Origin of the sequence: Luteibacter sp. dw_328 (assembly GCF_018449605.1) — a bacterium.
Classification (GTDB): Bacteria; Pseudomonadota; Gammaproteobacteria; order Xanthomonadales; family Rhodanobacteraceae; genus Luteibacter.
Genome location: NZ_JAAVUW010000002.1, coordinates 579,570 through 604,358, shown reverse-complemented (window position 1 = coordinate 604,358; position 24,789 = coordinate 579,570). Strand labels below are relative to the sequence as shown.

Annotated in this window: 19 protein-coding genes; 6 read left to right on the top strand and 13 right to left on the bottom strand. The window is 64.9% G+C overall.

The window, feature by feature from the left end:
- The 10 genes from HB634_RS07400 to HB634_RS07355 all read right to left on the bottom strand — a co-directional run bounded on the left by HB634_RS07400 (position 1) and on the right by HB634_RS07355 (position 11,641).
- A complete protein-coding gene (locus tag HB634_RS07400; protein WP_213948130.1) occupies positions 1–612 on the bottom strand; it encodes a phosphoribosylanthranilate isomerase in 612 nt (203 codons plus the stop codon).
- Complete coding sequence (gene truA / locus HB634_RS07395; RefSeq protein WP_213948129.1) at positions 609–1,376, bottom strand: tRNA pseudouridine(38-40) synthase TruA; 768 nt, start codon at positions 1,374–1,376, stop codon at positions 609–611. The genes HB634_RS07400 and truA overlap by 4 nt, the downstream gene beginning before the upstream one ends.
- Before the next feature lie 190 nt (positions 1,377–1,566).
- Positions 1,567–4,005, bottom strand: coding sequence for a FimV/HubP family polar landmark protein (locus HB634_RS07390; RefSeq protein WP_213948128.1), 2,439 nt, complete (start codon positions 4,003–4,005; stop codon positions 1,567–1,569).
- 170 nt (positions 4,006–4,175) lie between these two features.
- Positions 4,176–4,466, bottom strand: a complete 291-nt coding sequence (locus HB634_RS07385; RefSeq protein WP_213948127.1) for a hypothetical protein — start codon at positions 4,464–4,466, stop codon at positions 4,176–4,178.
- Positions 4,466–5,494 carry an aspartate-semialdehyde dehydrogenase gene (locus tag HB634_RS07380; protein WP_063573739.1) on the bottom strand — a complete coding sequence of 343 codons (1,029 nt, stop codon included), beginning with the start codon at positions 5,492–5,494 and terminating at the stop codon, positions 4,466–4,468. The genes HB634_RS07385 and HB634_RS07380 overlap by 1 nt, the downstream gene beginning before the upstream one ends.
- A gap of 31 nt (positions 5,495–5,525) precedes the next feature.
- Positions 5,526–6,524, bottom strand: a complete 999-nt coding sequence (locus HB634_RS07375) for a D-glycerate dehydrogenase (protein WP_213948126.1) — start codon at positions 6,522–6,524, stop codon at positions 5,526–5,528.
- Positions 6,517–7,632: a chorismate synthase gene (gene aroC, locus HB634_RS07370; protein WP_213948125.1), complete on the bottom strand. Its 1,116-nt coding sequence runs from the start codon at positions 7,630–7,632 to the stop codon at positions 6,517–6,519. The genes HB634_RS07375 and aroC overlap by 8 nt, the downstream gene beginning before the upstream one ends.
- 18 nt (positions 7,633–7,650) lie before the next feature.
- Positions 7,651–8,571 carry a 50S ribosomal protein L3 N(5)-glutamine methyltransferase gene (gene prmB, locus HB634_RS07365; RefSeq protein ID WP_213948124.1) on the bottom strand — a complete coding sequence of 307 codons (921 nt, stop codon included), beginning with the start codon at positions 8,569–8,571 and terminating at the stop codon, positions 7,651–7,653.
- A 128-nt stretch (positions 8,572–8,699) separates the two neighbouring features.
- Positions 8,700–10,841, bottom strand: a complete 2,142-nt coding sequence (locus tag HB634_RS07360) for a phospholipase C, phosphocholine-specific (RefSeq protein WP_213948123.1) — start codon at positions 10,839–10,841, stop codon at positions 8,700–8,702.
- 8 nt (positions 10,842–10,849) lie between these two features.
- Complete coding sequence (locus HB634_RS07355) at positions 10,850–11,641, bottom strand: inositol monophosphatase family protein (protein ID WP_213948122.1); 792 nt, start codon at positions 11,639–11,641, stop codon at positions 10,850–10,852.
- Positions 11,642–11,811: 170 nt separating this feature from the next.
- On the opposite strand from HB634_RS07355, the gene HB634_RS07350 reads away from it, so the two are divergent.
- The 6 genes from HB634_RS07350 to HB634_RS07325 all read left to right on the top strand — a co-directional run bounded on the left by HB634_RS07350 (position 11,812) and on the right by HB634_RS07325 (position 21,351).
- A complete protein-coding gene (locus HB634_RS07350; RefSeq protein ID WP_213948121.1) occupies positions 11,812–12,813 on the top strand; it encodes an ABC transporter substrate-binding protein in 1,002 nt (333 codons plus the stop codon).
- Between the two features lie 28 nt (positions 12,814–12,841).
- Positions 12,842–13,843, top strand: a complete 1,002-nt coding sequence (locus HB634_RS07345; protein ID WP_213948120.1) for an ABC transporter ATP-binding protein — start codon at positions 12,842–12,844, stop codon at positions 13,841–13,843.
- Complete coding sequence (locus HB634_RS07340) at positions 13,840–15,498, top strand: ABC transporter permease subunit (RefSeq protein ID WP_213948119.1); 1,659 nt, start codon at positions 13,840–13,842, stop codon at positions 15,496–15,498. The genes HB634_RS07345 and HB634_RS07340 overlap by 4 nt, the downstream gene beginning before the upstream one ends.
- Entirely contained in the window at positions 15,488–16,243 is a 756-nt protein-coding gene (locus HB634_RS07335; RefSeq protein WP_063571042.1) for a DeoR/GlpR family DNA-binding transcription regulator, read from the top strand. Before HB634_RS07340 ends, HB634_RS07335 begins: the two co-directional genes overlap by 11 nt.
- Before the next feature lie 133 nt (positions 16,244–16,376).
- Positions 16,377–19,397, top strand: a complete 3,021-nt coding sequence (locus HB634_RS07330) for a TonB-dependent receptor (protein WP_213948118.1) — start codon at positions 16,377–16,379, stop codon at positions 19,395–19,397.
- Positions 19,398–19,407: 10 nt separating this feature from the next.
- Positions 19,408–21,351 carry a CocE/NonD family hydrolase gene (locus HB634_RS07325; RefSeq protein WP_255548417.1) on the top strand — a complete coding sequence of 648 codons (1,944 nt, stop codon included), beginning with the start codon at positions 19,408–19,410 and terminating at the stop codon, positions 21,349–21,351.
- A gap of 59 nt (positions 21,352–21,410) precedes the next feature.
- Here HB634_RS07325 and HB634_RS07320 read toward each other — a convergent pair whose 3' ends face one another.
- Genes HB634_RS07320 through hemA form a run of 3 tightly spaced genes read right to left on the bottom strand, consistent with a single transcriptional unit; the run spans position 21,411 to position 24,750 of the window.
- Positions 21,411–22,367, bottom strand: a complete 957-nt coding sequence (locus tag HB634_RS07320; RefSeq protein WP_063571045.1) for a LysR substrate-binding domain-containing protein — start codon at positions 22,365–22,367, stop codon at positions 21,411–21,413.
- Positions 22,358–23,488: a ferrochelatase gene (gene hemH / locus HB634_RS07315; protein ID WP_213948117.1), complete on the bottom strand. Its 1,131-nt coding sequence runs from the start codon at positions 23,486–23,488 to the stop codon at positions 22,358–22,360. Before hemH ends, HB634_RS07320 begins: the two co-directional genes overlap by 10 nt.
- A 2-nt stretch (positions 23,489–23,490) precedes the next feature.
- The gene (hemA, locus tag HB634_RS07310; protein WP_213948116.1) at positions 23,491–24,750 is read right to left on the bottom strand and encodes a 5-aminolevulinate synthase; all 1,260 of its coding nucleotides are present in this window, start codon (positions 24,748–24,750) and stop codon (positions 23,491–23,493) included.
- Between the last annotated feature and the right edge of the window lie 39 nt (positions 24,751–24,789).

Sequence of the window (24,789 nt, the reverse complement as noted above, 5' to 3'; positions counted from 1 at the left end):
TTATCTTCGTACAGCAGAAATGAAGCGTTCCATCTTAGCCCGATCCTTAATGCCGGGCGACGACTCGATCCCGCTGGAGACATCCACCGCCCAGGGCCGCGCCACGCGAATGGCCTCCGCCACGTTGTCGGCATCCAGGCCACCGGCCAGGATCAGCGGCTGCGCAAGATCCTTCGGCATGAGCGACCAGTCGAAGCGCTGGCCACTGCCGCCCTGCTCGCCAAGGCCGTGGCCGTCGAGGAGCAGACCGGCTGCCCGCGGGAACTGCCGGAGGCGTTCGAGCGCGCCCTCGCCCTCACCCATGGCGATGGCCTTCGTGTAGCGCACACCAAACGCAGCGCATGCCTCGTCGGTTTCGCCACCGTGGAACTGAAGCATGTCCGGACGCAGCACGCGCAGCACTTCGTCGATATACGCAGGCTCATCGTCCATCACCAGCGCCACGCTCGTGATGTAGGGAGGCAGGGCGTCGCGCAGGCGCGCGGCGGCAGTCGGCTCGATGTATCGCTTGCTCCGGCGGGTCATGACGAAACCGATGGCATCGACGCCCAGCCGCGCAGCCAGCTCGACATCCTCGAGCCGGGTAAGGCCGCAGAACTTGATCCGGGTCATAGCGTCACTTCCGCCGGCAGGCCCCAATGGGATTCGTAGAGAGGGCCGATAAACGTCAGGCCTTCGGCAGGCGCCGTCGCACCGGCCACCTCACGGTTGCGGCCGGCGAGCAGTTCGGCCATCCAGCCGGCGTCCTGCTCGCCACGACCGATCGGCAGCAGCGAGCCGACGATATTGCGGACCATGTGGTGCAGGAAGGCATTCGCCTCGATCTCCACCACGACATGGATGTCTTCGCGAAACACGCGGATCGAACGCACGTTGCGGCGCGCATGCACGGCCTGGCAGGAAATGGCCCGAAATGCGGAAAAGTCGTGCTCGCCGACGATCGCCTGTGCCGCCTCGTTCATTGCTTCGGCGTCGAGCTGGCGCCGCTCCCAGGCGACGAAACGCGCATCGAGCGCAGGCCGGACGAAACGCGGCAGGATGCGGTAGCGATAACGGCGCCCGCGCGCGGAAAAACGCGCGTGGAAATCGTCCGGGACCGGCTGGGCCCAGGTGACTGCCACCGAATGCGGCAGATTGGAACAGGCGCCGAGAATCCAGCCGCGCAGGTCGCGAACCACGTCGGTGTCGAAGTGCACGACCTGGCAACGGCCATGCACGCCCGCGTCGGTGCGGCCGGCGGCGGTCACCTCGATCGGGGTATGGGCGACGAAGCTGAGCGCCCGCTCCAGCGAACCCTGGACGGTCTTCGCGTGACTCAGCCGCTGCCAGCCAAGGAAGTCGGTGCCGTCGTATTCGACGCCAAGGGCAATACGCATGGGGCGGTTCGGTACGGTGGAAACGGTAAAGGGTAGCACCCCATCGCCGGCATAGCCGGCCCACACATGCAGAAGCCCCGGGGTGGCCGGGGCTTCTGTTCAGAGCTCGCCGATGAATCGGCTCCTACAAGGGCATCGCCGATGAATCGGCTCCTACATAGAGGCATGCAGGTAGTCAGCAGGGCGATCGTCAGACGATGTCGTTGAGGATCCGCTTGGCGGTGTCTTTCTGCATCTGCGTGCCTTCGGACAGCACCTCGTCGAGCATGAGGCGTGCGCCTTCGGCGTCGCCCATGTCGAGATAGGCGCGGGCCAGGTCGAGTTTGGTGTCGACCGGGTCATCGCTGAAGCTTTCCGGATTGTGATCGGCGATCGGCTCTTCGTCCGGGAAGTTCGGCTCGTCGAAACGCGGGAGGTCGTGGGCGGATGTAGCAGCCGCTTCGGTCTCTTCGTTGAACGACCAGGACGCACGATCGTCGCTCACCGGAACCGGCTCGTTCAAACCGTGGTCGGTCGAACCGTGTGCCGGCACCTCGGTGTAGAGGGAGTCCGGTGCATCGACGTCAAAGACGTCCGGTGCGTTGGGGCGGCGATCGGCCTCGGCGCGCTGCACCGGCGTCAGGTCGAAGTTGAAGTGGTATTCGCTGTGCTTCTGCGGCGCCTGCACGGCGGGACGATCTTCCTCGTCCGCACCGGTGACGTACGTGCCCAGATCGAACTGCTCCAGCGCAGCGGCCTCATCGGCGGAATGCACGTGACCGGGTTCGTAATGGTCGTACGGCTCGTCGATCTCGTCGACCGGCACGCCACCGAACAGCGGATGGGTGGGAGCGAGGTCTTCGCCCATCGTCACCACTTCGCGCCATTCCGGCTGCTCGGGATCCGCGACGTGGGCGAACATCGCCTCGGCAGCGGCTTCGAAATGTTCGACGTCGCGGCGACCGTAGTACAGGCTCACCAGCTCCAGGTGCAGGCCGATATCGTCCGGGTGCTCGGCCAGCGCGTCCAGGATCTCGCGCTGGTCCTGGTCCATCGCATCGTTGTGGCCGAAGGTGTCGAAGTTCGGTTCACGCGCGAAACGATCGGCCAGCGAGGCCGAGGCGGGTCCGGCCACGGCCGAGGGCTTCTTCCGGCCGAACACGGCTGCCACCAGAAGCAGGAGGATGACGATCGCGCCGCCGCCCCAAGCCCAGGTCTGCAGATACCAGGGATCGTCTTCCACGACCGGCGCCGGGCTGAACTTATGCACGGGGGGCTTGGCGGCCGGAGCCGGCGACGCCGCGGCGGGTGCCTGGACCGGCGTCGTGACGACAGCGGGAGCGGCCACCGTGGCCGCATGCGCAGGCACGGTGGCGGCCGTCGAAGCAGCCGTCGAAGCTGCTGCCGGCGTGGCGGCAGGCGCGGCAGCCGCTGCTTCCTGAGCCGGCGCAGCCGCCGTGGCGGCCGGTGCGGGCTGCCCCGCGGCCTTGCGCGTTTCAGCCAGCTTGCGCTGGAGCTCGGCAATTTCCGAGTCCTTCAGGCTGATCAGGCGCTGGTTCTTCGTGTTGATCTCTTCGAGGTCGCCAATGCGCGACTTCAGCTCGGCGCCCTGCTGCTTGAGCGAGGCGACGGACTCCTGCGAGGTCGTCAGTTCCTGCTTCAGGCCGGCGACCTGGGCGTCGCCCTTGCCGTCCTTCGTACCGGCTCGGGTGGAAGCGGCGTCGCCGCCCTCCTTCGAGGGGACGATGGCCAGGCGATCGTTGGCGGGAGCAGCGGCCTTGGCCGGGCCCTGTGCTGCGCCGGTGGAGGCTGCGTCGGCAACCACCGAGGGCGAACGCGCCGTGCCCGAGCGCCATGCCTCGTTCTGGCGGCGTACTTCCGCCAGAGCAGCCGCGGCCGACTGGGCCTGGATGTCGTCGGTGGAAGGGATGCGCAATACCGCACCGGTTTTCAGCGCGTTGATATTGTCCCGGAAGAAGGCGTCCGGATTGGCCTTGTGCAGCGCCAGCAGGACCTGGTTGATGTCGGCGCCACTGGTGTGATCGCGAGCGATCGTCGAGAGGTTCTGGCCACGTTGAACCGTGACCGAGCCATCGCTGGCGCCCGAGGGAGCGGCGGCGGCGCGGGGCGCCGCCGGGGTCGCTTCGCTACGCGAAGCCCGCGACTCGCTGCGCGCAGGCACGCGAGAGGGCACCTCCGACGTCCGCGACGGCTTGGCCGCAGGCGTGCTGGCCGTGGCGCCGGCCGTCGATGCCGGCGTGCCCGGCGGGTCGAGCAGCATCGTGATCTCGCGGACGACCTTGTTGCCGTCGGTCGAGACCTCGACGAGGAAGTCGAGATAGGTATCGCGTATCGGCGCGCTACTGGTCACCTTGATGACCGGCTGGCCACTGGCGTTCTTGCCCACCGCGAAGCTAAGCGCCACAGGCAGACCACTGCGGTTCAGACCCGCACGCGAGAACGCCTCTTCCGAGGCGAGGGCGACATGGATGTTATCGGCCTTGGCCGACACCCCAGTCAGTGGAATTTCCGCTACCAGCGGCTGGTCCATGGTCGAGCGCACCTGGACAGCGCCCAGGTCCTGCGCCAGGGCATGTCCGCCCCCCGTGGCAAGCGCCAGCATGATCGACAGCTTCAACGTACGGTTCATCACTCGCTTCCCCCGAACTAATACCATGCTGACGGCACGCCTCTTTCGGGCGGTCGGCCGCGAAGGCGCCACTGTAGTGCACCCCAGCAACAACTAACAATAGCGACTACGGGCAGTTACACGACAACGTTGCTGTCGTTCACGAGGCCCGTACACGCCCCCCTTACATGTTATGGCTTGCGCTGGGCGTCCAGCTGACGCTCGAGTTCGGCGATTTTCCGGTCCCGATCGTCCAGCTGGCGGCTTGCGGCTTGTGTATCCGACTCCAGCGCATCGACGCGTGCCTTGAGCTGCCGCACGTTGGTGTCCTCGGCCTGCACCTCCCCGTGCACCGCCGTCACCCTGGCGCGGGTGGCGGCGGCCGGGTCGGCCTGCGCCGCCTTCGTCTGGGTTTGCTGGGCGGCGATCGCCAGGGGCGAGGACACGACGAGCAGGCAGGCGATGGCGGCGCGATGGGTCATTACAGATAGTCCTCGATCAGGATCTCCGCGATCTGCACGGCGTTGAGTGCCGCACCCTTGCGGATGTTGTCGGCCACGACCCAGAGGTCGAGGCCGCGCTCATGGGAAATGTCTTCGCGGATGCGGCCGACGTAGACCGGATCCTGGCCGGCGGCATCGCCGACAGGGGTCGGGTAACCGCCGGGCTTCCGCTCGTCCTTCACGACCACGCCCGGCGCCTTCTCGAGCAGTTCGCGGGCGCGTTCGGCCGTGATTTTCTCGCGGGTCTCGATGTGCACCGCTTCCGCGTGACCGTAGAACACCGGTACGCGGACAGCCGTCGGGTTCACCTGGATCGTTGGATCCTCGAGGATCTTCCGGGTCTCCCAGACCATCTTCATTTCTTCCTTGGTATAGCCGTTAGGCTGGAAGTCGTCGATCTGCGGGATGACGTTGAAAGCGATCTGCGCCGGAAATTTCGCGCTTTCGACCGGCTGGAAGTTGAGCATCTGGGCGGTCTGCTTGCCGAGCTCCTCGAGACCGCTACGACCTGCGCCGGACACCGACTGGTAGGTGGCGACGTTGATTCGCTCGATGCCCACCTCGCGGTGGATGGGGGCCAGCGCCACCAGCATGCCCATGGTCGAGCAGTTCGGATTGGCGATGATGCCGCGCACCGTGTAATCGACGATCGCGTGCGGGTTCACCTCGGCGACCACCAGGGGGATGTCGTCCTGGTAGCGGAACTCGGAGGTGTTATCGATCACGACGGCACCGGCAGCGGCGGCACGCGGCGCGTGCTCGCGACTCACCGAACCGCCGGCCGAGAAGAAGGCGATATCCACGCCCTCGAAGTCGTATTTGGCGAGATCCTGGACGACGTAAGGTTTTCCGGCGAAGTCGACCGTACCGCCCGCCGAGCGCTCGCTCGCCAGGGGAACCAGTTCGCTAACCGGGAAGTCCCGTTCGGCGAGGATCGAAAGGAGGGTTTCGCCGACTGCGCCGGTCGCACCCACCATGGCCACCTTGTAACTCGTCTTCTTGCTCATTTTCGCTTTCGTCAGGGCGTGGAGGAACAGGTCAGCTGGCGTCGGCCAGCACACCCGGATTGATGATCGTGGGTGGCCGGCCGGCGTGAGGACCATGTCCGAACGCCGCCAGCACATTGTCCACAGCCAGCGCCGCCATATCGCGACGTGTGTCGCGACTTGCGCTGGCGATGTGCGGACTGAGCACGATATTTTCGATTTTCAGCAGATCGGGGTGTACCGAAGGCTCGCCTTCGAACACATCGACCCCCGCCGAGGCGATGGTGCCGGCGGCCAGGGCTCGGGCCAGCGCGGCATCGTCGACGATGCCACCGCGGGCGATATTCACCAGAACCGCGGTCGGCTTCATGGCCTTCAGCTCGGCCTCGCCGATGGCATGGCGGTTTTCCGGCGTGTACGGCAGGACCAGGATCAGATGGTCGGACCGGGCCAGCAGGCTGGCCTTGTCGACGTAGGTCGCCGCGCATTCGCGCTCGAGCGCGGCATCGAGCCGCGACCGGTTGTGATAAATGACCGGCGCCCGGAATCCGGCCGCACGACGGGCAATGGCCTGGCCGATCCGGCCCATGCCGAGGATGCCGATGGTCTTGCCGTGCACATCCGCGCCCAGCCAGCCCTCGAAACGCGAGCCGTGCCACTGGCCGTCGCGAAGCCAACGTTCGGCCTCACCGACGCGGCGGGCGGCGGCAAGCATCAGCGCCCAGGCGTAGTCGGCCACGGTTTCGTTGAGGACATCGGGCGTGTTCGACGCACCGACGCCACGCCGGGTCAGGGCATCGATATCGAGGTTGTTGTAGCCCACGCCCAGGTTGGCCACGAAGCGTAGCTTCGGCGCGCCTTCGAGCACCTTGCCGTCGATCTTGTCGGCGAGGCCGACGATGGCGGCGTCGCTATCGGCGAGCCGCTCGGCCAGTTCAGCCGGGGAGAACGCGCGTTCTTCGGCCTCGGCGTGCACGTAGAAATGATCACGCAGGCGATCGATGATGTCGGGGAAGAACGGCCGGGATATCCAGACCTTCGGCTTAGTCATGCGATGTCCCCTGCAGCGTGCCGGGAATCCGCGGCGGTACCGCGCCCACATCGCCGCACTGGGCGCGATGGCGCAGGGCCTGGTCCATCAGCACAAGGGCCAGCATGGCTTCGGCGATGGGCACGGCGCGGATACCCACGCAGGGATCGTGGCGGCCCTTGGTGACGACCTCGGTCGGCTCCCCTGCCCGGTCCACGCTGCGGCCGGGAATCAGGATGCTGGAGGTCGGCTTGAACGCCATGGAGACCACCACGGGCTGACCCGAAGCGATGCCACCGAGGATGCCGCCCGCGTGGTTGGAGAGGAACCCATCGGCGGTCATCTCGTCGCGGTGCTGGCTGCCGCGCTGGGCCACGGCGGCAAAGCCGTCGCCGATCTCCACGCCCTTGACCGCGTTGATCGACATCATGGCGGCGGCGAGTTCGCCGTCGAGCTTGCCGTAGATGGGCTCGCCCCAGCCGGCCGGCACGTTGTCCGCGATGACAGTGACTCGCGCACCGACGGAATCGCCCGACTTGCGCAAGGCGTCCATATAGGACTCGAGTTCGGGAATCTGCGCGGCGTCAGGCCAGAAGAACGGGCTGGTCTCGATAGCTGCCTCGTCGAAGCCGCGAGGCACGACGTCGCCGATCTGGGAGACATGGCCGCGAACGGTCACGCCGTAACGTTCGGCCAGCCATTTCTTGGCCACCACACCGGCGGCGACGCGCATGGTGGTCTCGCGTGCCGAGGACCGGCCACCGCCGCGGGGGTCCCGCACGCCGTACTTCTGCCAGTAGGTGTAGTCGGCGTGGCCGGGGCGGAAGGTATCGAGGATGTTGCCGTAATCCTTGCTGCGGGCATCCGTATTGCGGATGAGCAAGGCGATCGGCGTACCGGTGGTGACACCCTCGTAGACCCCCGAAAGGATCTCGATGTCGTCCGCCTCACGGCGCTGCGAAGTATGTCGCGAGCGCCCGGTAGCACGGCGCTCGAGGTCGGCGCGGAACTCACCGGCATCGAGCGCGAGGCCGGGAGGACAGCCGTCGATCACGCACCCGATCGCCGGGCCATGGCTTTCGCCGAACGTGGTGACGGAGAGGAGCTTGCCGAACGTATTGGAGGACACGGTGCTTCCGATAGGGGTTTAGTTTCTCGCGGCACGCGCAGCGGCGATATCAGCGGCATGCTCGAGCAGGTCGCGGCGCTCCAGCGCGAAGATGCCCATCTGGCCGACCTTGAACTCCAGCCAGACGAAGGGCAAACGCGGCAGCAGCGCGACCAGTGCATGCTCGCTGTCACCCACTTCGACGATCAGCAGGCCATCTTCGCTGAGATGGTCGGCGGCTTCATCGAGGATGCGCAGCGTGATGTCCAGTCCATCATCGCCGGATGTCAGGCCGAGGACCGGTTCATGGCTATATTCGGCCGGCATGGCGGCGTATTCGTCATTGGTGACGTACGGCGGATTGGAGACGATGAGGTCGTAGACCTCGCCCTTCACGCCTTCGAAGAGATCCGACTTGATCGCCCGCACGCGGTCTTCGGCGTGCTGGTAGGAGATGTTCTCGTTGGCGAGCGACAACGCATCGTCACTGACATCGACCAGGTCGACCTGCCAGTCGGTGTTGTACTCGGCCATGGCGATGCCGATACAGCCCGAACCTGTGCAGAGGTCGAGCGCGCGCTCCACATGGCGGTCGTCCAGCCACGGGGTGAAACGGCTTTCGATGAGCTCGGCAATGGGCGATCGCGGCACGAGGGCGCGGCGGTCGCTCTTGAACTTCAGGCCGGCGAACCAGGTTTCGCCTACCAGGTAGGCCACGGGCACGCGCTCGGCAATACGGCGCTCGATCAGGGCGAGGACCTTCTCACGCTCATCGGACACCAGTTTGCCCGTGCCATACGCCGGCGGCAGGTCCGGCGGCAGGTGCAGGGCGGCCAGGACCAGGTGCGTGGCTTCGTCGATCGGATTGTCGTGGCTATGCCCGAAGGTCAGGCCGGCGGCCGAGAAACGGCTGGCGCCGTAGCGGATGAAATCGATGATGGAGGACAGTTCGCTGGTCACGGGCTGGGGCTTTCGGTGTGGCTGGCTCGTGAGTATAGCCGCCCCGCTTTCTGTAGGAGCCGATTCATCGGCGATGGGTGCTCGCCTTACCCTGGCCCGCTGCCGCGGGATCGCCGATGAATCGGCTCCTACGGGGAATCGTTAGCTTTGCCTGGGCCCGGATCGCTGGTGGACGGCCGGCCATCCTCGTGGTGCCCGGCGAAGCGCCGCAGGTAGCGAGGCGCGTTCGGCACCGTGATCGTGACGTCATACCAGCCCGCGCTGGATGCAAGGTCCAGGGCGAGCGTCTGGTTGGCGCCCGTCGCGAGGGTCACGACCCGGGGCTCGCCGCGGCTGTACGCATTGGCGACGCAGCAGACGACGGGCGCCGCGCCCCGGTTGCTCAACACCACGTCGACAGCACGTGCCCCTGCCGTGCCGTGAACGCTCGCCTCCAGCGCATCATCGGCAAAGCCGCGCATGGCGGCGAAATAACCGTTCGGGCCATGGATACGCCGGCTGTATGCGTCGCCGGCGCTCGCAACCTTCCATTCGTCGACAATGCTGGCGCCAGCACTGACGGCGTAGCGCCGCGGCGGGGCCTCCCGGTCCAGACCGTCGTAAACGAGGAATGCCGCGCCAGACGTTCCTGCGTTGGCAAAGACGATACGGCTCCTGCCTCCGAGGAGGCGGTGCTCGACCGTCCACGCATAGCCGATCGCACGTGCCGGACGCACGCCGGGCTCCTGCGCGGGCATCGATTGCGACGAGGGAACGTTGATCGGCGCCTTGCCAGGCGAGCCTTCGGGCAAGGCGATCGTCGGCATGTGGTTGTCGGCCGTGCCTGCGAAATCGAAGGCACTCGTCAGGTCGCCGCAGATCGATCGGCGCCAGGTGCTGATGTTGGGCTCGTCGACGCCGAACCGTTTCTCGAGGAAACGCAGTACCGAGGTGTGGTCGAAGGTTTCCGAGCACACCCAGCCGCCACGGGTCCAGGGTGAGACCACGATCATCGGCACGCGATTTCCGACTCCCACGGGTTGTTCGCCGCCGGGATCGCTGCCAGGCACAAGAGGCGCGACGATCCGCGGATGCGCATCGAGGTCCATGATCTCGTCGGAAAGACCCGCGACCAGATCGTCCGAAACGACGCCTTCGCCGCCCTGCCCGCTCTCCAACGGCGGCGCCGGCGGAACCACGTGATCGAAAAAGCCATCGTTTTCGTCGTAGTTGAGGAACAGGACGGTGCGGCCCCACACCTTGGGGTTCGCCGTGAGGGCATCGAGAACACTGCGGATGTAGAACGCACCATCCGCCGGGGAGGAGGTCGGATGCTCGCTGTATTTGTACGGCGCGACGATCCAGCTCACCTTCGGCAAGCGATCGTGCCGCACGTCCTCGCGGAGTTCCCGAAGCGTATGCGTCGATACGCCATTGCGTACCAGCGAACCGGTCGGATCGGCGCCCTCTTTCACCTGGTACTTCGCGAAGAACTCGAGCGAGTTGTCGGTGTAGTTGTCGGACGGGGAATCCGGTTCGCCGGTGCCGCCCTGGTAAACACGCCAGCTCACGCCGGCCTTTTCCAGCCGCTCCGGATACGTCGTCCATGTGTAGCCGTTGGTATCGGGACGCTCTTCACTGCCCGGCCCGTTCAACTTGCGACCAAGCCGGCCAGACGGATCCGAGGTGCCGCTCCACAGGTAGATGCGATTGATCGCCGTGTCGGCCAGAGCAGACGCGTGGTAGGCATCGCAGACCGTGAAGGCATCCGCCAGGGCGTAATGAAACGCGGCGTCCTCGCGGCGCAGATGCGCCATTGTCAGTACGTCCTGCTTCTGTTCGATCCAGCGGTCGCTGCGGCCAAGATTCCACGCGCCGTGGCCGGTGCTCCAGCCATGGTCGGTGCCTTCATGATGGTCACCGCTGGCGTGCGTATCCAGGTGGAAGGGATAGACCCAGGCCACGTCATCGGCCACGCCACGCGATTTCCAATACTTCGTATGCGTCGTCGCGACCGGCTGGCGCCAGATGGGATCGCCATTGGCCAGTTCCACCACGCGGGGATCGGCGAAGCCACGTACGCCACGCAGACTACCGAAGTAGTGATCGAACGAGCGGTTCTCCTGCATGAGGATGACCACGTGAGCCACGTCCGCGATCGTGCCCGTTCGTCGGTCCGGCGGTGTCGCCAAGGCGCGCGCGATGGAGGCAGGAAAACCCTGGGCGAGCAGTGACGCCGCCACCGTGGTCCCGGCGGCATGGAGGAAACGACGGCGATCGCGGGAAACCATGAAAGGGTTCAGTCCTTGGCAAGCGATTCGATCAGGGCGGCATGCAGGGCCGGTGTCGCGGCGGCGACCACGCGACCGCCGCTGTCCAGGCCGAGTGTGCGGCCTTCCCAGTCGGTGATGACGCCACCTGCCGCCTGGACCACCGGCGCGATGGCCAGATAGTCGTACGGCATAAGATTCGCTTCTATCACTGCATCGATATGACCGGACGCCAACATGCCGTAACCGTAGCAGTCGCCACCGAAGCGGCGGGTATACGCGGCGCGGCTGGTACGGTCGAAACGCGCCCATTCGTCGGGCGTGAACATGTCCGGCGTGGTCGTGTACAAGGTAGCCGCTTCCAGCGCCGTGCATCCGCTGGTGCGGCAGAACGCACCGTTCATCGTCGTGCCGACGCCCACATGGCCGATCCAGCGCTCGTCGAGTGCCGGCATGTCGAGGATGCCGAGCATGGGCTTGCCGTGGCGAAGCAACGCGAGCAGCGTACCCCACAGCGGCCAGCCCGAAATGAAGCTGCGCGTACCGTCGATGGGATCGATCGACCAGACGAACTCGGCGTCGATACGGGTCGCGCCGTATTCCTCGCCCAGCAGGCCGTGATCGGGCCACGCGTTGCCGATACGTTCGCGAAGCATGGATTCCACACCCCGGTCGACGGCTGTCACGGGGCTCATGTCACCCTTCAGGGTGACGTCGACCGGCTGGCGGAACCGGGGCAACGAAAAGGCGCGTGCATTGTCGGCGATGCCCGTGGCAAACACCTCGAATTCCTTCCGCTCCGCGGCGGACAACGATTCCATCAACGACACTCCTGGGCTGAAAAAAACGTGCGCGACCTAGCGTTTGCACGTTTCGGATTGATGACAAAAACGAAAATTCTCTGCTGGACCATATGCCCCATGTTTGCAAATATACCCAAATCGCCACAAGGATGTGTCATCTTTCAACCCTGGGGACTGGACTGGCAACCATGCACGTATACCGCCAAATCGGAAGCGTTCTTGCGCTGCTCGCGGCATGCGGTAGCGTGCGTGCCGGGGACCTGACCGTTTACTCGGCACTGGAGAGCGACGAGATAGCCATCTATCTCGCTGCCGCAAAGAAGGCCCTGCCGGACATCGACGTGCACGTGCTGCGCCTGTCCAGCGGCGATCTCGCCGCACGCTTGCTTGCCGAGTCGGCCGAGCCACGTAACGATGCGATCTGGGGGATGGCCGTCACCGATATGCTCGATCCCCGCATCGCCGCCCTGCTCACGCCGGTGCACGGTAGCAACATCGACCGCATGCCTGCGAGCTTTCGAGGGAGCGATTCGACGTGGTTCGCCCCGACCGGCTACCTTGCGGCGCTTTGCGTCAACCGGGATGCGCTCGCAGAACGCGGATTGCCCATGCCGCATACGTGGCGCGACCTCACCTCGCCGATGTATCGCGGTCAGATCGCCATGCCCGATCCCGCATCGTCGGGGACCGGCTACATGGTGCTTTCCTCACTATCGGATGCAGGGCGTAACGCCGAAGGCATGCGCCTGGTCACCGACATAGCACGCAATGTCGGCCAGGAAACGCTCTCCGGGTCGGCACCTTGCAAGCTGGCGCGCATCGGCGAATTCCCCATCGGTATCTCGTTTGCGTTCTCCGCCATGCAGTCGATTCGCCAGGGTTACCCGGTGACCATGGTGATTCCCGCCGATGGCGCGGGCTACGAACTCGAAGGTTCGGCCATGATGAAGAGCGCCTCCCACGTCGCCGAGGCAAGGCGCTTTCTCGACTGGACAGCCTCCGCCGATGCCGCCGCGTTATATCGAGGCTTCAAGGAGATCGTGGCCACGCCAGGCAGCGAACCCACGGACGAACAACTTCGGCAAGGCCTGCCTGCCCATCTCGTCGCGACGCTACCCGCGCGCGATTTCGCCACTGCCGCGCGTGAGCGCGCGGCACTCATTGCCAGGTTCAAGCAGCTGACGCGCTGACGCGCCGGCTGCCGGGGAGACGAGGGGAATGCATCTTCGCATCGATGACATCGCGAAGGCCTGGAGCGGACATACCGTGCTCGACGGCGTGTCGTTCCACGCCGGCGAAAGCGATTTCGTCTGCCTGCTCGGCCCCAGCGGCTGTGGCAAGACCACCCTGTTGCGTATCGTCGCTGGCCTGACCGCGCCTGACAGGGGCCGGATCATCCTCGACGGGCAGGACATCACCGCCCTGCCCGCGCGGGAACGTCGCATGGGCCTGGTTTTCCAATCGTATTCGCTGTTTCCCGACATGACCGTGGCCGCCAACGTCGGTTATCCGATGCGCTTGCGCGGCGAATCGCCGGCCGCAATCGCCACCCATACCGGTGAATGGCTGGAGCGCGTGGGTCTGGGCACGCTGGCCACACGGTTTCCGGACCAGCTTTCCGGTGGCCAGCAGCAACGCGTGGCGCTGGCTCGCGCGCTGGCGGCCAATCCATCGATGCTGCTGCTCGACGAGCCGCTCTCCGCGCTTGACCCGGCTATCCGGGGCCAACTGCGCGGGGAGATTCGTGCCCTGCAACGCTCGCTAGGCATCCCCACCATCATGGTCACGCATGACCAGGATGAAGCGTTGGCCATGGCCGACACCATTGTCTGCATGAACGACGGGCGTATCGAACAGATCGGTTCGCCGCGCTGTCTCTATGAGCGGCCACGCACGCGCTTCGTCGCCGACTTCATCGGTCATGCCAACCTGCTGCCGACAGGCTTCGTGCGCGAGACCCTGCCGGCCTTCCTCGAACGCCGGCCGCCCGGCCCCGATTCGACCTTCGAACTCTGCCTGCGTCCCGAAGACCTGCTCATCGACGCGGATCCGCGCGGCGAAGGTGTCATTGAAGACATCACCTTCCTCGGCAACCTGGCGCGCGCCCATATCGCGTGGCGCGGCCGCCGCGTTCTCGCCGAACTGCCTGGCCGCAGCCCCCTCGTTCGCGGCGAAGCCGTATCGATCGATGCCGTACGCGGCGCGTGGGTGAGTACGTGAGCAGCGTCGTCGCACCCCGTGCCATCGCCCGCCCGCGATTCGGCGCCGCCTTGCTACTGGCGCTTCCGCTCCTTGGCCTGTTGTTGTTCTTCGTGCACCCGTTGCTGACCGTGCTCTGGCGCAGCGTCACCGATGCGAACGGCGCATTCACTCTTGCCAACTACGGGCGTCTTCTCGACGATCCGGGCCTGCCTCGCGCGGCGCTTCGCAGCCTGAGCATCGGCGTCGCCACGACGTTTACGACGATGGCGTTCGGCCTTTGCCTTGCCATGACCCTGCACCGCTCTCGCCTCCGCGGCAAGTTCCTTATCCGCGGCGCGCTGCTGCTGCCGATGCTGGCGCCGTCGCTGGTGCTGGGTCTCGGACTGGTCTGCCTGCTCGGCCGTAACGGCCTGGTCCATCGCCTCACCGGGATACCGACGGATATCTACGGGTTCTGGGGTTTGCTGATCGCCAATACGCTTTATGGCCTGCCGCAGGTCGTCATCATCGTTTCGGCGGCGCTGGAGCGCACGCCGGCACGCCACTACGATGCCGCGGCATCCATGGGTGCGACACCATGGCGCCAGTTCATCGACGTCACCCTGCCGCGCCTGCGCTTCGCCTTACTCGCCGCCGCCTTCCTGGTCTTCACCGAAACGCTCACGGATTTCGGCAGCGCCGTGGTCGTCGGTGGCAGCTACCGCGTGCTCGCCATGGAGATTTACAGCGAAGTGGTCGGCCAGCTCGATTTCGCCATGGGCGCCACGCTCGGCGTGGTGTTGCTGGCGCCGGCGTTGCTTTCGGTATGGCTTGGCCGCCTCGCGAAACGTCGACAGGACAGTGGCGATGCGAGCCCGGGACGCGCGCTCGTACCGGAGCATCATCCCTTACGCGACGCGGTGCTCGGCACGGTGGCGGCGATCGCCCTCTTGCCCGTGGTCGCGGTGGTCGGCACCGTGGCCTATGTGAGCGCCGTCAAGCTATGGCCTTACGATCGCACGCTGACGCTGGCCAATTACACCGGCGGCATGCCCGACGGTTACGGCCCGGTAGCGACGTCACTTGGCGTCTCGCTGCTCGCCGCCGTGGTCGGCGTCGTGATGATCTTCGCGCTATCGGCGGGACTGCGCCGTGCCTCGCCACGCATCGCTCGCCCGCTGCAGGTCCTCGCATCGCTGCCCGCCGCCGTACCCGGCATGGTGCTCGGCCTCGGTTACGTGCTCACGTTCAACCATGGCGCGCTCTCGGGATGGTTCTACGGCAGCGCCGCCATCGTTGCCGCGTGCAGCCTCTACCACTACCACGCACAGGCCTTTCTCACGATGCAAACCGGCATGCGCCAGGTGCCGGATGCGCTCGAGGATGCCGTCGCGTCGTTCGGCGGCGACACGCGCCATGTCCTGCGCGACGCCGTGCTGCCGTTTGCCATGCCGGCGGCCATTTCCACCTTCTTTTATCTGTTCATGCGCTCGCTGGTGACGTTGTCGGGCGTGATCTTCCTCGTGACACCCGGTCTGGGACTTGCGTCCGTCGCCGTCATGCGACTGGACGAAAACGGGTTCCTCGCCCAGGCCGCGGCGTACGCCATGTGCGTCGTCGTGGCCGGCGCACTCGCCCTCGGGGCGATGCGCCTCCTCCTCCACGTACTCAAGGACCGACGCCATGTGGCATGAAGAAAGGCACACCCGCATCCGCGACCTCCTCCGCACCAGCGGTCAGGTTTCCGTCGAACGCATCGTGACGGAGCTGGGTGTATCGCGCGAGACGATCCGCCGCGATCTCGTCGAGCTGGCCGAGCGTGGCGAGATCCGCCGCGTGCACGGTGGCGCGGTACTCACCGGCGACGAACCGCCGATCGACGTGCGCCACGCGACCCGCGTGCGCGAGAAGCGCGCCATCGCGAAGAAAGTCGCCAGCCTGGTGGAAAGTGGCCAGACCATTTTCATGGACGCTGGCAGCACGATGACCCTCGTTGCCGAGGCGCTCGCCACGCGTAGCGGCCTCACGATCGTCACCAATGCCGTGGACGTCGCCGCACGCTTCGCGGCGCGTACCGGCAACGAGGTGCACCTGCTCGGTGGCCGTTTCAACGCGCAGATTGGCTGCACCGGCGGCTCCGGCACCATCGCCGAGATAGCGCGCTACCAACCCCACCTGGCGATCCTGTCGCCGGTGGGCATCGAGGGAAAAGCCGGTGCCAGCAGTTTTGAAATGGAAGAAGCCGAAATCGCGCGAGCCATGTGCGCGAATGCACGCCGCATCGTGATCGCAGCCGATCATTCAAAGATCGGTGTGCGCAGTCGCGTTGCCTGGTGTCCCGCCGATCGCATCGACGTGCTGGTCACCGACCGGCGCTCGGAGAAGTCGCGGGCGATTGCCGCGATCGGCAAGGCCATCGGCGAGATCGAGTACGCCTGATCCTGCGGGCCTGCGCAAGCAGGCCTGGTCGATCCACCTGAAACAACAAAGTGCCAGGAAGGCCCTGTTCCACCCAACGTTTAGATCGATTGAAACCTCACTGTCACGTCAAAAGACCTTCCGGAGCATCCCTATGAGTTCCCGCATCACCCTCCGACGCACCCTACTCTGCGCCGCCGTCGCGGCCTCTCTTACCGGCATCGCCCATGGCCAGGCGACGTCCGGCCGTATTGCCGGCCAGGCCCCCGTGGCCGCCGGTGAAACCGTCCTGATCGAAGGTAGCAACGGCATCACCCGCGAAGTCAACGTTGACTCGCGTGGCCGCTATGTCGCCGAAGCATTGCCGCTGGCCACGTACAAGGTCTCGCTCAAAGCCGATGGCAAGGTCGTCGACTCGCGTGACAACGTCACGCTGCGCGTGGGTGCGGCTACCGATGTGTCGTTCGATGGCGGCGCTGCCGCCAATGCAAGCGGCGCTCAGGATCTGTCAGGCGTTACCGTCTCGGCGAACAACCTGCCGACAATCGACGTCGCCACCGTCGCATCGAGCACGGTCATCACCGCTGCAGAGATGGCCCGCCTGCCACTGGCCCGCACCGCTGAAGGCGTCGCCCTGCTCGCACCGGGCGCCGTGGCCGGCTACAGCGGCTTCAAGGGCGCCATGGGCAACTCGCTGGTCAGTTTCTCGGGCTCCTCGGTGACAGAGAACGCGTATTACATCAACGGCATGAACACTACCGATCCGCTCAGCGGTTTCGGTGGCATCAGCCTGCCTTATGGCGCCGTGGACCAGGAAGAAGTGTTGAGTGGCGGTTACTCCGCCATGTACGGCCGCTCGGACGGCGGCGTGATCAGCCAGGTCGGCAAGCGCGGCACGAATGAATGGCACTTCGGCGCCCAGGTGCTGTGGGAACCCGATTTCGCCCGTGCCGACGCGCGCAACATCACCTACGGCCACAGCAACCCGGCGCCTCCGGGTACGATCGAACAGCGCAACGACGACAACCACGAGTGGACCTCCACGGTCAGCGCGTATGCCGGCGGCCCGCTGATCAAGGACAAGCTGTACATCTTCACCGCCTTGGAAATGGCACGCACCGAAGGCAACAGCATCGGCGACGTCAACCACTCGTACGACACGAAATACACGTACAAGGATCCGAAGTGGTACGGCAAGATCGACTGGAACATCAACGACAGCAATATCCTCGAGCTGACCGGCGTCAGCCAGACGCATCGCACCAACGGTAACGAGTACGACTACGACTACAACACGAACACCAAGGGCGATTTCGTCAGCACCGACACGACGTACAAGACCAAGGCCATGGTCTACACGGCCAAGTTCACCAGCTACATCACGGACGACCTGACGCTCACCGCGCTCTACGGCAAGTCCAAGCTCACCTATTACAACGAGCCGCCGAACACTGGCGTCACCGGGCCGTTCATCGGAAACTCGTCCGCGGAAAACCCGGCGATCACAGGCGGCACGCCTATCACCAACGGCCAGACGCTGGATACGATCGACAATCCGGATCACACCTCGACCAACCGCAACCTGCGCGTCGACCTGAACTACAAGATCGGTAACCACTCCATTACGGCCGGTATCGATAATCAGGATTCGCACGACATCGACGATGGCACCACCATCGGCGGCGACGGCTACGAGCTGTGGTACGCGAAACAGGATCCGAACCTCAACATCAGCGACAGTCCGTTCGTCGACAAGCCGGGCAATTACCCGGGCGGCGAAACCGGCTACTACGGCTATATCCGCCACTACAACACGCTCGCCTCGGTGCGCGTGAAGCAGCGTGCGCAATACGTCATGGACGATTGGCAGGTAACCGACAAGATGCTGCTCTCGCTGGGCATCCGCAACGACCAGTTCACCAACTACAACCCGACCGGCCAGGCCTACCTGCGCCTGACCAAGCCCCAGTGGGCGCCGCGACTGGGCTTCAGCTACGACGTGCTGGGCGATTCCAGCATGAAGATCTACGGCAACGCCGGTCGTTACTTCCTGGCCATGCCCGCCTCGGTGGCCCTGCGCACCTCGGCCGGCTCGCTCGCGACCAACCAGTACTTCACCTATACCGGGATCGACGCCGGCGGCATGCCGACCGGCATGACCTTCGTCAACTCGGCCACCGGCGGCGCCGTGTCTCCGAACGGCGAGTACGGCCAGCCGCCCGATCCGCGCACGGTCAGCGCGAAGAACATCAAGTCGGAGTACCAGGACGAGTTCATTCTTGGCTTCGACCAGCAGATCAATGCGTCGTGGATCTGGGGCACGAAGGCTACCGTGCGCAAGCTGCGCACCGCGTTGGATGACGTCTGCGACAACGGCGCCATCACCCGTGCCGCGGTCGCCCAGGGTGCGGATATCGACGCAACGACGGTGGGCAGCTGTTATCTGTCCAACCCGGGCCGCGCGAACGTTTACCAGCTTGCACAGCAGAACGGCGGTTACTACAACGTCACGGTCACCAACGACGACTTCGGTTTCACCCAGCTCAAGCGCAACTATTACGGTCTGGATACCTACCTGTCGCATCCGTTCGACGGCAAGTGGTCGGCCAAGGTCGACTACCTTTTCTCGCGTAGCTACGGCAACACGGAAGGCCAGGTGCGTTCGGACGTGGGCCAGGGCTCGGTCTCGGCCACGCGTGACTGGGACTACGCCACGCTGATGGAATACGCCAACGGCGACCTTGCCAACGATCGCAAGCACCAGATCAAGCTCTACGGCTCGTATCAGGTCACCCCGGAATGGATGGTCTCGGCCAACCTGACGATCCAGTCCGGTACGCCGAAGTCCTGTCTGGGTCGTTACGGCGCGGATGAAAGCGATCCGTCCGGCTATGGCAGCTACTATCACTACTGCTTCGGCGTGCCGTCGCGTCCCGGCGACAAGGGACGCAACCCGTGGGAAGAGCTGATCGACGCCAATGTCGAGTACCGTCCGCTCTGGGCCGACCGCAAGCTGGCCTTCAACGTCTCGGTATTCAATCTGCTCAACCAGCAGCGTGCGCAGGCCCTTAACCCGGTTTCCGGCAGCACCAAGTCGGTGAATGACGGCTACAACCAGGTCATCAGCTACACGCAGCCGCGTTACGCCCGCTTCGGCATCACCTACGACTTCTGACGGAGAGGTCATGCACGCACTACTGCGACTGGGTATCGTCGCGCTCGCCGCCGGGGTCCTCGCGACCCCGGCGGTCGGCGGCGAGAAGACCTATGACAATCTGCCGACGGAAACGCCGGCCCATTTCACACCGACGAATGCAGGGTTCGATTTCGAACGCCGCACGGTCGACATCCCCATGCGCGACGGGGTGACGCTGCACACGGTGATCCTGCTGCCCAAGGGCGCGAAACGCGCGGGCATGCTACTCACACGCACACCTTACGGCGCCGACGGCATGGGGCATCGGGCGGACAGTCCGCACCTCGGACCCACCCTGCGCGGCTACGACAACCCGTCCGACGTGATCGTCCAGGACGGCTACATCCGGGTTATCCAGGACATCCGCGGCAAGCACGGCTCCCAGGGCGACTTCGTGATGAACCGGCCGCCAGTCGGCCCTGGCAACCCGACGCCGATCGATGAATCCTCGGACATCTACGACACCATCGACTGGCTGGTGAAACACGTGCCGGAGTCGAACGGCAAGGTCGGCATCATCGGCATCTCCTACGACGGCTTCGAGGCGATGATCGCCACGATCCATCCGCATCCCGCCCTCAAGGTGGCTGTGCCGATCAACCCGATGATCGACGGCTGGATGGGGGATGACTGGTTCCACCGCGGGGCGTTCCGCCAGCAGATGATTCCCTACATCTACGGCATGGTGAACTCGCGCGAGAGCAACATCGGCTGGTCCAGCGGCTACCGCGATGACTACGACCTCTACCTGCGTGGCGGCTCGGCCGGCGATATCGGCCGCGCTTACGGTATGGAGGCGCTCGGCTTCTGGCAGAAGGTGCTCGCACACCCCGCGTATGACAGTTTCTGGTCCGGGCAGGCGCTCGATAAGATCGCCGCGAAGGAACCCATGACCGTGCCGACCATGCTCGTGCACAGCCTGTGGGACCAGGAAGACAACTACGGTGATATGGCCGTCTATCGGGCACTCGCGCCGCGCGATCCCGAGCACAAGAAGGTGTGGCTTGTCATCGGGCCATGGCGGCATGCCAAGACCTGGGAGAAGGCGAACACCATCGGCGCACTCGATCTGGGCAGCGATACCGGCACGACCTTTCGTCAGGAGATCCTGCGCCCCTTCCTCGCCCAGTACCTGAAGGACGATGCGCCGAAAGCGAATATCGCGCCGGTCAATGCCTTCGTTACCGGCGATAACACGTGGCGCAAACTGGATACGTGGCCGTCCGCCTGTCGCTCGGGTTGTGCCCCGGCGATGCAGCGCTGGTATGCGGAAGCCGATGGCGGCCTCGGTGTTGCGGCTCCGTCCCAGGGCTCGGACGATTACGTCTCCGACCCCGCCAAGCCGGTGCCCTATCGCGTACGCCCCATCCAGGCGTGGTCACACGGCGCGCCCGACCAGGTGGATAGCTGGCCCGAGTGGCTGGTGGACGACCAGCGCCAGTTCGCCACGCGGACCGACGTGCTCACTTATGTTTCCCCCGTACTGGACAAGCCGATGGGTGTCGCCGGCGAACCGCTGGTGCATCTGCTCGCCTCGACCAGCGGTACGGACAGCGACTGGGTGGTCAAACTGATCGACGTTTACCCGGATGAAGTGGAAGACAAGCCGTCAATGGGTGGATACCAGCTACCGATCGCCATGGAGATTTTCCGCGGCCGCTACCGCGAGGGCTACGACAAACCCGCCGCACTCACACCGGACAAGCCGCTGGATTACCGTTTTCCCTTGCCCACGGTGAACCACGTGTTCCAGCCCGGCCATCGTGTCATGGTGCAGATCCAGTCCAGCTGGTTCCCGTTGTATGACCGGAATCCACAGACGTTCGTGCCTAACATCTTCAATGCAAAGCCCAGCGACTATCGCAAGGCAACGCAAAAGGTCGTGCGGGACGGCAGTAACGGAACGTTTGTAGAACTACCGGTCGTCAAATAGTAACGAGCGCCCCGCTCGGTAGAAGCCGATTCATCGGCGATCCCGCGGCAGCGGTACCATTACTCGCGAAAATCGGAATCCGCAACAAGCCGCGGATGTCTCACCTCCCGAAGTGTCTGAGCCAGCGCGCGGAAATCATCCGCGCGCTGGTCCGACTTGCGCCATGCCAGCACGATAGTCCGGGCAAAATCGTCCGGTAGCGGCAGATAGCGCATGCCCTGCACGCGCGTCGTCGCCAGCTGCGGCATGAGCGTGCAGCCTTCACCAGCGGCCACCATATAGCGCAGCGTCTCCAGGCTCGTGCCCTGGCGCTGATCGGGAGCAACGTCGTCGCACGCGGCCAGCGCCTGCTCGCGCAGGCAGTGGCCTTCTTCCAGCAAGAGCCGCTCGCGAGGCTTCAGCGATGCCCAGAGATCCCCGGTTTCCGTGTTTGCCGGATGATCCTCACGGCATGCCAGCCAGAAGGGCTCCTGAAAAACCGCAACGCAGCTCACCTGCGTATGGGTGACCGGCGCGGACATCAGCACGACGTCGAGTTCGCCGCGAAGCAGCGCATGGACAAGATCGTCCGTCTTCCCTTCGCCGAGTTCGAGGGATACAGCCGGGAAGGCCTTCTGGATATCCGCCAGAACGTATGGGAAGTAGTAGGGCCCGAGCGTAGCGATGGCCGATAGCCGCAACGTGCCGCCGAAGGCATGCTCCGGGCGCGACGCGATATCCAGCAGACGTCTCCCTTCCACAAGTATCTTGCGCATCTGTTCCACGAGGCGGGCGCCCTGCTCCGTGACCAGGATTTTCCGCGTGGTCCGCTCGAAGATCACCGTCCCCAACCGCTCCTCCACTCGACGAATCTGCACTGAAAGCGAGGGCTGGGTGACGTGGCAGCGCTCGGCCGCACGCATGAAGTTTCCAAGATCCGCCACGGCAACGACGTATTCCAGATCGCGCAATGACAGCCCTGCGAGGTTGCCACGTTCGCTGGCCGGATCCTGGCGGGTCGCATGCTTCACAGCCATCCCTGCGTCTCCTCCAGCACGCGGTCGCACAGCACCGCCATGCCATCGTCGCTGTCGTTAAGGCAAGGAATCAGCGTAAATGCCTCGCCGCCAGCGTCCCGAAAGTAGTGGGCGTTCTCGCGACCGATCTCATCGATCGTCTCGATGCAATCCGCTGCGAAGCCGGGAGAAATGACCGCGATGCGACGGACACCCTCGTGAGCGAGTTGACGCATGGTGGCCTCGGTATACGGCTGCAGCCAGTCCGCATAGCCGAATCGTGACTGGTAGCTGATACGGAACCGCGTCGCCGGCAGATTCAGTGCATCGCGAAGCAACTCGCCGGTGTGTTGGCACTGCTCGTAATAGGGATCGCCGAGGGCGATGTTGCGCTGGGGAATACCATGGAAGGAAGCAACGATCACCTCGGGCTCCTCCGCGAGCCTTTCCAGTGTCGTCCGCACTGAACGGGCCAGGGCTTCGATATACGCCGGCTCATCGAAGTACGCCGGCACCACGCGAACTGCCGGCTGGTTGCGCAAGCCTCGTAACACCTCGAACAGCCGGTCATTGGCTGTTGCCGTGGTCGTTGCCGAATACTGCGGGTAGAGCGGAAACATCAGGAGTCGCTCGCATCCCTGCGACATAAGACGAACCACGGCGTCCTCGATCGACGGGTTGCCATAGCGCATACCCCAATCGACAGCCACCCGGTCCTCTCCAAATATCTCTGCCGCCCAGGACGCCAGTTTTGTCGCCTGGTTTCGGGTCACGGTTTTCAACGGGCTCTCGTCGAGGTCGTGATTCCAGATGCGTTCATAGTCCTTGCCTTTGACCGCGGGCCGGCGCAACAACACGACGCCCTGGAGAATGGGCTGCCAGACGAGCTTCGGCAGTTCGATCACGCGCTGGTCGGAGAGGAATTCCGCGAGGTAGCGACGGACAGAGCGGTAGTCGGTGCCGTCGGGCGTGCCGAGGTTGGAGAGGAGGATGCCGACTTTGCCTCGGGTGACCGGAGTGGCTGCCTGTGTTTGTGGACGCAGCGTCGATCGGGGCAGGCTCGCTGTGCTGGTGGTGGGCATTCGCCGCTGGGGCGGCTCCCATGCGTGGAACAGCGCGGTGTTCGGGTCTGTGGCGGTCATAGTCAGCCTCCGGCGGCTACCGTGAGCGAAGGATGGTCGCGCTCGGCCACCGGCTTGCCGAGCGGCAGGCCAAGTTCATTCCAGACGTCGACGAGGGCCCGCCTGAGCTGTTCGACCAGTGCCGCATCGTGGAAAGGCGTGGGCGTGATGCGCAGGCGCTCCGTGCCACGCTGCACGGTGGGATAATTGATCGGCTGGATGTAGATGCCGTGGCGATCGAGCAGCAGGTCGCTCGCCCGCTTGCACAGGTCAGCGTCGCCGACCAGCAGCGGCACGATATGGGTTTCGCTCGGAATGAGCGGCAAACCGGAAGAAGCCAGCGCGGCCTTGGTCGCATGCACCGCCTGCTGCTGTCCCTGCCGTTCCGACTGCGACGCCTTGAGATGGCGGACCGACGCCGTGGCTGCTGCTGCGACCGGCGGCGGCAGCGTGGTGGTGAAAATGAAACCGGGCGCGTGCGAACGCACCGCATCTACGACGGCCTTGCGACCCGCGATGTACCCGCCCAACGTGCCGAAAGCCTTTGCCAGCGTCCCCTCGATAACGTCGATGCGGTGTGCCACGCCCTCACGCTGGGCGATGCCACCGCCGCGCAATCCGTACATGCCCACGGCATGCACTTCGTCGATATAGGTCATCGCGTCGTACTTTTCGGCGAGATCGCAGATAGCCCCGATGGGCGCGATGTCTCCATCCATCGAATAGACGCTTTCAAAGGCGATCAGCTTCGGTCGATTTCCTGCGCGAACCAGGAGATCTTCCAAGTGTGCCAGATCGTTGTGACGCCAGATGCGCTTGTCGGCACCCGAGGCGCGTACCCCCTCGATCATGGAATTGTGGTTCAGCGCGTCCGACAGGATCACGCAATCCGGCAGGAGCCGGGCTATCGTTGCGATACCGGCAAGATTGGATACATAGCCCGAGGTGAAGACCAGTGCGGCCTCCTTGTCGTGCAGATCGGCCAGTTCATCCTCGAGTTCGATAATTGCGTGGTGGTTGCCGGAGATGTTCCGCGTCCCGCCCGCGCCGGCGCCCATGGTCCGTGCAGCGTGGCTCATCGCCTGGATCACGTCCGGGTGCTGACCCATGCCGAGGTAGTCGTTGGAACACCAGACGGTGACTTCCTTCGCGCCATCCGCCCCGTGGAGCATGGCCTTCGGAAACCGACCCACCTGGCGTTCCAGGTCGGCGAACACGCGGTACCGGCGCTCCTGCTTGAGGGCGTCGATGCTGCGTTCGAAGTAAGAGAGGTAGTCGACCATGGTTGCCTCGTCGTTCTTGCCTGAACAAGAGGGGCCGTT

Coding starts and splice junctions, on each gene's coding strand:
- HB634_RS07400 (WP_213948130.1), bottom strand. CDS start 612: ATGACCCGGATCAAGTTCTGCGGCCTTACCCGGCTCGAGGATGTCGAG.
- truA (WP_213948129.1), bottom strand. CDS start 1,376: ATGCGTATTGCCCTTGGCGTCGAATACGACGGCACCGACTTCCTTGGC.
- HB634_RS07390 (WP_213948128.1), bottom strand. CDS start 4,005: ATGAACCGTACGTTGAAGCTGTCGATCATGCTGGCGCTTGCCACGGGG.
- HB634_RS07385 (WP_213948127.1), bottom strand. CDS start 4,466: ATGACCCATCGCGCCGCCATCGCCTGCCTGCTCGTCGTGTCCTCGCCC.
- HB634_RS07380 (WP_063573739.1), bottom strand. CDS start 5,494: ATGAGCAAGAAGACGAGTTACAAGGTGGCCATGGTGGGTGCGACCGGC.
- HB634_RS07375 (WP_213948126.1), bottom strand. CDS start 6,524: ATGACTAAGCCGAAGGTCTGGATATCCCGGCCGTTCTTCCCCGACATC.
- HB634_RS07360 (WP_213948123.1), bottom strand. CDS start 10,841: ATGGTTTCCCGCGATCGCCGTCGTTTCCTCCATGCCGCCGGGACCACG.
- HB634_RS07355 (WP_213948122.1), bottom strand. CDS start 11,641: ATGGAATCGTTGTCCGCCGCGGAGCGGAAGGAATTCGAGGTGTTTGCC.
- HB634_RS07350 (WP_213948121.1), top strand. CDS start 11,812: ATGCACGTATACCGCCAAATCGGAAGCGTTCTTGCGCTGCTCGCGGCA.
- HB634_RS07345 (WP_213948120.1), top strand. CDS start 12,842: ATGCATCTTCGCATCGATGACATCGCGAAGGCCTGGAGCGGACATACC.
- HB634_RS07335 (WP_063571042.1), top strand. CDS start 15,488: ATGTGGCATGAAGAAAGGCACACCCGCATCCGCGACCTCCTCCGCACC.
- HB634_RS07330 (WP_213948118.1), top strand. CDS start 16,377: ATGAGTTCCCGCATCACCCTCCGACGCACCCTACTCTGCGCCGCCGTC.
- HB634_RS07325 (WP_255548417.1), top strand. CDS start 19,408: ATGCACGCACTACTGCGACTGGGTATCGTCGCGCTCGCCGCCGGGGTC.
- HB634_RS07320 (WP_063571045.1), bottom strand. CDS start 22,367: ATGGCTGTGAAGCATGCGACCCGCCAGGATCCGGCCAGCGAACGTGGC.
- hemH (WP_213948117.1), bottom strand. CDS start 23,488: ATGACCGCCACAGACCCGAACACCGCGCTGTTCCACGCATGGGAGCCG.
- hemA (WP_213948116.1), bottom strand. CDS start 24,750: ATGGTCGACTACCTCTCTTACTTCGAACGCAGCATCGACGCCCTCAAG.